We start from the raw sequence: 6,870 nt of genomic DNA, 5'->3' as shown, positions 1-6,870 counted from the left end.
GCGCCGGCGGGCGAGGGCGGCGCGGCGGCGGCGGCCGGCGGTGCGGCGGCCCCGGCGCCGGAGCAGGAGGAGGCCAGCTGGCAGGATATCCTGCCGGTCGATACCCTGGGCCTGGAAGTGGGCTACCGCCTGATCCCGCTGGTCGACAAGACCCAGGGCGGCGAACTGCTCAAGCGCATCAAAGGCATTCGCAAGAAATTCGCGCAGGAAGTGGGTTTCCTGGCGCCGCCCGTGCATATCCGCGACAACCTGGAACTGAAGCCGTCGGCTTACCGGATAGCGCTCAAGGGCGTGGAAGTGGGAACCGGCGAGGCCTTCAACGGCCAGTTCCTGGCCATCAATCCCGGTATGGCCAGCGGCACCTTGCCCGGCCTGGTGACGGAAGACCCGGCGTTCGGCCTGCCCGCCATCTGGATCGACGCCAGCCTGCGCGACCAGGCGCAGACCATGGGCTACACCGTGGTGGACGCCGGCACCGTGGTGGCCACGCATCTGAACCATTTGATCACCACGCACGCGTCCGAACTGCTGGGCCGGGCGGAGGTGCAGGCGCTGCTGGACCACCTGGGCAAGGAATCGCCCAAGCTGGTGGAAGACCTGGTGCCGAAGATGCTGTCGCTGTCGACGCTGCAGAAAGTGCTGCAGAATCTGCTGGCGGAAGGCGTGCACATCCGCGACATGCGCTCGATTATTGAAACGCTGGCCGAGCACACCGTGCATACCCAGGACCCGAACGAACTGACGGCGCTGGTGCGGATTTCCCTGGGCCGCGCCATTGTGCAGCAGCTGTTCCCGGCCGGCGGCGAGCTGTCGGTGATGACGCTGGACAACCGCCTGGAGCGCCTGCTGATGCAAGCGCTGGCGGCGAGCGGCCCGGACGGCGCCGGCATCGAGCCCGGCCTGGCCGACACCATCGCCCAGCAGGCGCAGGCGGCAGCGGCGCAGCAGGAGGCGCTGGGGCTGACGCCGGTGCTGCTGGTGCCGGGACCGCTGCGCACCTTGCTGTCGCGCTTCCTGCGCCGCGCCTTGCCGCAGCTCAAAGTGCTGTCGCATGCGGAGATCCCGGAAACCAAGACCATCCGCGTCACCGCGCTGGTCGGCGCCCAATAAGTCGCAGCGGTTTGCGCAAACCGGCATCGCTGTCCAGTCCGCAGGCCTAGACTGGAGCGATGCCGAACGATGACTACGATGCGCCCTGGAAGGAAGCGCTGGCGCGCTACTTTCCCGAATTCCTGGCGTTCTACTTTCCGCAAATCTATGAGCTTATAGATTGGACCCAGCCTTTCGTCTTCCTGGACCAGGAGCTGGCGCAACTGGCCGAAGGCGTGTCCGGCAAGCGCGTGGCGGACAAGCTGGTGCGGGTTTGCCTGCACGGCGGCGCGCAGCGGGAAGCGCTGGTGCACGTGGAAGTGCAGACGCAGCGCACCGTCGAGTTCACCGAGCGCATGTACATCTGCAATTACCGCGCCTATGATCGCCATCGCTTGCCGGTCATCAGCCTGGCGGTACTGGCCGATGCCAGCCCGGTGTGGCGGCCGCATGCGTTCAGCATGGAGGTGGGCGGCTGCAGGGTAAGGATGGATTTTCCGGTGGTGAAACTGCTGGATTACATGCCGCAGATTGATGTCTTGCTGGAGATGGAGAATGTATTCGCGCTGCTGACCAGCGCCCATTTGATGACGCTGGCCAGCCAGCATGATCCGGAGAGGCGGCTGGCGTACAAACGCCGCGTCGCGCGCCTGCTGTATCGGCGCCAATGGAGCAAACGGCGTATCATCAATTTATTCAACGTGATCGATTGGCTCATGCGCTTGCCGGACGCGCTGGAACAGCAGCTCTGGCAGGAATTGCGTGAGTCGGAGCAGGGAGGCATCATGCCGCACATGTTATCGATAGAGCGCATCATTCGCGAGGAAAGCCGCCGCAAAGGCCTTGAGGAAGGCCGCGAAGAGGGCCTGCGGCAAGGTGTGCAGGAGGGCATACAGCAAGGCATGCAGCAAGGCATACAGCAAGGCATGCAGCAAGGCATGCAGCAAGGGCGCGCGGTCTTGCTGGCCAAGCAATTGCGGCACCGGTTTGGCGTGCTGCCGGCGCTTGAGCTCGAGAGGCTGGCCGCCGCCAGCGACGAGCAGCTTGACCGCTGGGCCTTGGCGCTACTCCATGCCGATACGCTGGAACAGGTTTTCAGCGAACACTAGGCCACGCAGCCAACGCCGGCAAATCCGAAATGCGGGCCATTTCCCGCCCTGTTCCATCGATCGTTTCCCCTGTGCATCGTCAATAATGCAAGCATGAGAGTGAGCCCCGCCCGTTTTGAAGGCGCGGCACTTGTGTAACAGGGGAATTGGTCATGAACGTCAAAAAATTTACTGCACCTACATCGCGTGAAGCGCTGCGCAAAGTACGCGAGGCCCTGGGGCCGGATGCGGTGATCTTGTCGAATCGTCCTACTGATGGCGAGGTGGAAATTCTCGCCCTCGCCAACGACGACGCCGCTTCGCTGGCGCTGCCTTCCCCCGATTCGCCGATGGCGCAGCCGAATCCTTACCTGGATCTGCCGGAAACCCCGTCCTATCTCGCGCCGCTGGCGGCCATGGCCCCGGTGGCCGCCGCCCCGGCCGCGCCAGCCGCCGCACCCGCCCCGCGCCCCGCGCCCCGCACCGCCGCACCGGAAGCAGCCGTGCGCCAGCCGACGCCGCGTGCCCCCGCAGCGCCAGCGCCCGTCGCCGCGCCGTCGCTGGACATGGACCGCATCAGCGCCATGGTGGCCGACGCCGTCGCCAGCGCCAAGGCCAACGCGGCCGCCGAGATGAGCGGCATGATGAGCGAAATCCGCGCCATGCGCGGCATGATGGAAACCCAGCTGGCGGAAATCTCCTGGGGCTCGGCCCAGCAGCGCGAGCCGCAAAAGGCCGCCGTGCTGCGTGAAATGCTGGCGGCCGGTTTCTCGGCCAGCCTGGCGCGCTACCTGATAGAAAAACTGCCGGCCGGCCGCGACGCCGCCGACAGCCTGCGCTGGATCAAGACCGTGCTGACCCGCAACCTGTCGGCCATCGCCAACGAAGACGCGCTGATCGAGCAGGGCGGCGTGTTCGCCCTGGTCGGCCCGACCGGCGTCGGCAAGACCACCAGCACCGCCAAGCTGGCCGCGCGCTGCGTGATGCGCCACGGCCCGGACAAGCTGGCCCTGATCACCACCGACGCCTACCGTATCGGCGCCCACGAACAGCTGCGCATCTACGGCAAGATCCTGGGCGTGATGGTGCATTCGGTGAAGGACGAGGCCGACCTGCGCATCGCCCTGAAAGAACTGAAGAACAAGCACACCGTGCTGATCGACACCGTCGGCGTGAGCCAGCGCGACCACATGGTGGCCGAGCAGGTCGCCATGCTGCAAGGCACCGGCGCCAACGTCCAGCGCCTGCTGTGCCTGAACGCCACCTCGACCCAGGAAACCCTGAACGAAGTGGTGCGCGCCTACCAGGGCAGCGGCCTGGCCGGCTGCATCATGACCAAGCTGGACGAAGCGGCCTCGATCGGCAATGTGCTGGACGTGGTGATACGCCAGAAACTGAATATGTTCTACGTCTCGAGCGGCCAGCGGGTGCCGGAAGACCTGCACCTGGCCGACCCGGCCGCGCTGGTCGAGCGCGCCTTCCGCCTGAAGCAGGGCGCCGCCGCCGGCCAGTACGCCGATCACGAACTGCCGCTGGTGATGTCGGCCGCCGGCGCCTTCGGCGGCCATGTCGCCGGCCTGGAGCACGCACTGCGCGAGGTGCGCCTTGGCTAACTTCGACTTCGACCAGGCCGAGGGCCTGCGCCGCATGCTGGCGGGGCCGCAGCCGCGCATCGTCACCTTCCTCTCCGCCACGCCGCAGGACGACAAGGGCGCCATGCTGGTCAACCTGGGCGCCTCGCTGGCGCGCGCCGGCAACGACGTGCTGCTGGTCGACGCCTGCGCCAGCGCGCACGGCGTGGCCTCCCGCCTGGGCGTGGACAGCGGCGCCAGCCTGCTGGACGTGGCGCGCCAGGAATGCGGCCTGAACCAGGTAATCCACCAGGTGCCGCAAGGCTTCGGTGTGGTATCGATGACACGCGGCGTGGCCCGCTCCGGCCCCGACGAAACGCGCCGCCTGGCCAAGGCCTTCGACGTGCTGGCCAAGCAGACCGGCCTGATGATAGTCGATGGCGAGTTCGACGGCGAGGCGTTTCCGGTGCCGGTGATGGCCAGTTCCGACATCGTGGTGCAGGTCTCGAACAGCGCCACTTCGATCAAAAACGCCTACAGCATGATCAAGCGCCTGAACCACGAACTGGGCCGGCGGCCCTTCGGCATCGTGGTAACGGGCGCATCCGAGGCCGAAGCCAAGGTGGTTTACGATAATATGGCGCAAGCGGCGAGCCGATACCTGGCTGTCACCCTGGTTTCGATGGGGTCGGTGCCGGCTGACGAGTACTTGCAGCGCGCGGCGCGCCTGGGGCGGGCGGTGGTCGACGCCTTTCCTCTGGCCGGTGCGTCGGTCGCGTTCCGGCAACTGGCAGGACGTCTGGCGCTGGCCGGCGCGCCTCAATTCCGCACGGGGAGTAGCAACCATTTTAGCGTCTGAGAAAAATTAGAACGATATGTACACGGCCAAAGGGAAAGCGGACAAGAACTCGCTGCTGACGGAGCATATGCCGCTGGTCAAGCGGCTGGCCCACCACATGAAGGCCAAATTGCCACCCAGCGTGGAAGTCGATGATCTGGTGCAGGCCGGCATGATAGGCCTGCTCGACGCCATCAACCGCTATGAGGAAACCCACGGCGCCCAGTTTGAAACCTATGCCGTGATGCGCATCCGCGGCGCCATGCTCGACGAGCTGCGCAATAGCGACTGGATGCCGCGCAGCATGCGCCAGGACATGCGCAAGATCGAAACCGCCATGGCCACCTTGCAGCAGCGCCTGGGCCGTCCGCCCAGCGAGTCGGAAGTGGCCAAGTCGCTCAAGCTGTCGCTGGCCGACTACCAGGAAATGCTGTCCGAAGGCGGCGGCCACCAGCTGATCTATTACGAAGACTTCCGCGACGACGACGGCGGCGAAAGCTTCCTCGACCGCTACCACAGCGACGAGGACGCCGACCCGCTGCGCGCGCTGCTCGACACCGACTTCCGCCAGGCCGTGATCGACGCCATCGACGCCTTGCCGCCGCGCGAGAAGATGCTGATGGGCTTGTACTACGAAGAAGAACTGAACTTGAAGGAAATCGGCGCCGTCATGGGCGTCTCCGAATCACGCGTATCGCAGCTGCATACGCAAGCGGTGGCGCGTCTGCGCGCCTCGTTAAGGGAGCAGGCATGGACTGGGCCAGCATAGCAGGACTGATACTGGGCGTGGCCGGCGTGCTGATCGGCCAGGGCATGGAGGGTGGCAAGCTGAGCTCGCTGCTGCAGCCGGCCGCCTTCGCCATCGTGGTGATCGGCACGCTGGGCGCGGTGCTGCTGCAGACCAAGCCGGCCACCTTTGTGCGCGGGCTGCGCATGGCGCGCTGGATCGTGGCGCCGCCGCCGGACACGCGCGTCGCGCTGGCGCGCGAAATCGGCGCCTGGAACACCACCGCCAAGCGCGACGGCATGCTGTCGCTGGAGCGCTATATGCTCGCCTCGAAGGACAAATTCAACGCCAAGGGCCTGCGCCTGATAGTCGACGGCATCCATCCGGACAAGCTGCGCAACCTGCTCGACACCGAAATCACCGCCTACGAAACGGCCGAGCGCCAGGCCGTGCGGATCTGGGAATCGGCGGCCGGCTACTCGCCCACCATCGGCATCCTGGGCGCGGTGCTGGGCCTGATCCAGGTGATGGAGAACCTGGCCGACCCCAGCAAGCTGGGCGCCGGCATCGCGATCGCCTTCGTGTCCACCATCTACGGCGTGGGCCTGGCCAATCTGCTGTTCTACCCGATAGCCAACAAGCTCAAGGTCATCGTCACCCAGCATGTGCACCAGCAGGAGATCGCCGCCGCCGTGTTCTACGACATCGCGACGGGCGACCACAGCCGCGTGATCGACGAACGCATCGCCACCCTGCTGCGCGAGTACGACTGAGATGCAGCGCCGCGCCCGCAGGAAGTTCGACGACGAGCCGGAGAACCACGAGCGCTGGCTGATCTCCTACGCCGACTTCATCACCCTGCTGTTCGCCTTCTTCGTGGTGATGTATTCGATCGCCGCCGTCAACACCGGCAAGTACAAGATTTTCTCGGACGCGCTGGGCGACGCCTTCGGCGGCCAGGGGGCGGCCAAGCCCATCAACACACAGGTGCAGAACCTGCCCATCCCCAATCCCGCGCTGCGCCGGCGCACCGAGCTGCTGCGCAAGGAAAAAGAGCAGATGACCAAGCTGGCGCAGGACCTGCTGTCCACGCTGGCGCCGCTGGTCAAGGAAGGCAAGGTGCGGGTCACGCAGAACAGCCGCGGCGTCAGCGTGGAGATCAACGCCAGCGTGCTGTTCGATCCGGGCGCGGCCCTGCTGACGTCCGAATCGCGCGAAGCGCTGCAGGCCGTGGCGGTGCTGCTGAAGGCGGACCCGCACGCGGTGCAGGTCGAGGGCCACACCGACAACGTCCCCATCCGCAACACCAATTTCCCGTCCAACTGGGAGCTGTCGGCCGCGCGCGCGGGCGCCGTGGTGCGGCTGTTCATCGATTCCGGCGTGGCGCCGGCGCGGCTCACGGCGGTCGGCCACGCCGACAACTACCCGGTGGCGCCCAACGCGCAAGCGGACGGCCGCGCCCGCAACCGCCGCGTGGCGGTGACCATCCTGTCCGGCATCCCCGACCCGTCCACCGAAGTACCCACCGCTCCGCCCCCCCCAGCTCCGTAGGGCGGG

Annotated in this window: 7 protein-coding genes; all 7 read left to right on the top strand. The window is 66.4% G+C overall.

Annotation, left to right across the window (positions count from 1 at the left end; genetic code table 11):
• Positions 1-1,110 (top strand): FHIPEP family type III secretion protein (locus tag AC07S4_RS29320; RefSeq protein ID WP_494989948.1); only part of this gene is annotated, 1,110 nt, incomplete at its 5' end.
• A 59-nt stretch (positions 1,111-1,169) separates the two neighbouring features.
• A complete protein-coding gene (locus AC07S4_RS29315) occupies positions 1,170-2,198 on the top strand; it encodes a DUF4351 domain-containing protein (protein WP_494989947.1) in 1,029 nt (342 codons plus the stop codon).
• 152 nt (positions 2,199-2,350) lie between these two features.
• Entirely contained in the window at positions 2,351-3,790 is a 1,440-nt protein-coding gene (gene flhF, locus AC07S4_RS29310; protein ID WP_494989946.1) for a flagellar biosynthesis GTPase FlhF, read from the top strand.
• On the top strand, positions 3,783-4,607 hold the full coding sequence (locus AC07S4_RS29305; RefSeq protein ID WP_161073690.1) for a MinD/ParA family ATP-binding protein: 825 nt from the start codon (positions 3,783-3,785) through the stop codon (positions 4,605-4,607). Before flhF ends, AC07S4_RS29305 begins: the two co-directional genes overlap by 8 nt.
• A gap of 16 nt (positions 4,608-4,623) precedes the next feature.
• The gene (locus AC07S4_RS29300) at positions 4,624-5,355 is read left to right on the top strand and encodes an RNA polymerase sigma factor FliA (protein ID WP_161073689.1); all 732 of its coding nucleotides are present in this window, start codon (positions 4,624-4,626) and stop codon (positions 5,353-5,355) included.
• Positions 5,337-6,086: a flagellar motor protein gene (locus tag AC07S4_RS29295; RefSeq protein WP_494989945.1), complete on the top strand. Its 750-nt coding sequence runs from the start codon at positions 5,337-5,339 to the stop codon at positions 6,084-6,086. Before AC07S4_RS29300 ends, AC07S4_RS29295 begins: the two co-directional genes overlap by 19 nt.
• 1 nt (position 6,087) lies before the next feature.
• Positions 6,088-6,864, top strand: coding sequence for a flagellar motor protein MotD (gene motD, locus AC07S4_RS29290; RefSeq protein ID WP_494989944.1), 777 nt, complete (start codon positions 6,088-6,090; stop codon positions 6,862-6,864).
• Positions 6,865-6,870 lie beyond the last annotated feature (6 nt).

The sequence above is a fragment of the Pseudoduganella sp. GW821-FHT05F09 genome (assembly GCF_059419605.1).
This window is presented reverse-complemented; position numbering and strand designations above follow the sequence as displayed.

Bases quoted from the DNA above. Each gene is read 5' to 3' on its own strand.
- AC07S4_RS29295 (WP_494989945.1), top strand. From the start codon at position 5,337: ATGGACTGGGCCAGCATAGCAGGACTGATACTGGGCGTGGCCGGCGTG.
- AC07S4_RS29315 (WP_494989947.1), top strand. From the start codon at position 1,170: ATGCCGAACGATGACTACGATGCGCCCTGGAAGGAAGCGCTGGCGCGC.
- AC07S4_RS29300 (WP_161073689.1), top strand. From the start codon at position 4,624: ATGTACACGGCCAAAGGGAAAGCGGACAAGAACTCGCTGCTGACGGAG.
- flhF (WP_494989946.1), top strand. From the start codon at position 2,351: ATGAACGTCAAAAAATTTACTGCACCTACATCGCGTGAAGCGCTGCGC.
- motD (WP_494989944.1), top strand. From the start codon at position 6,088: ATGCAGCGCCGCGCCCGCAGGAAGTTCGACGACGAGCCGGAGAACCAC.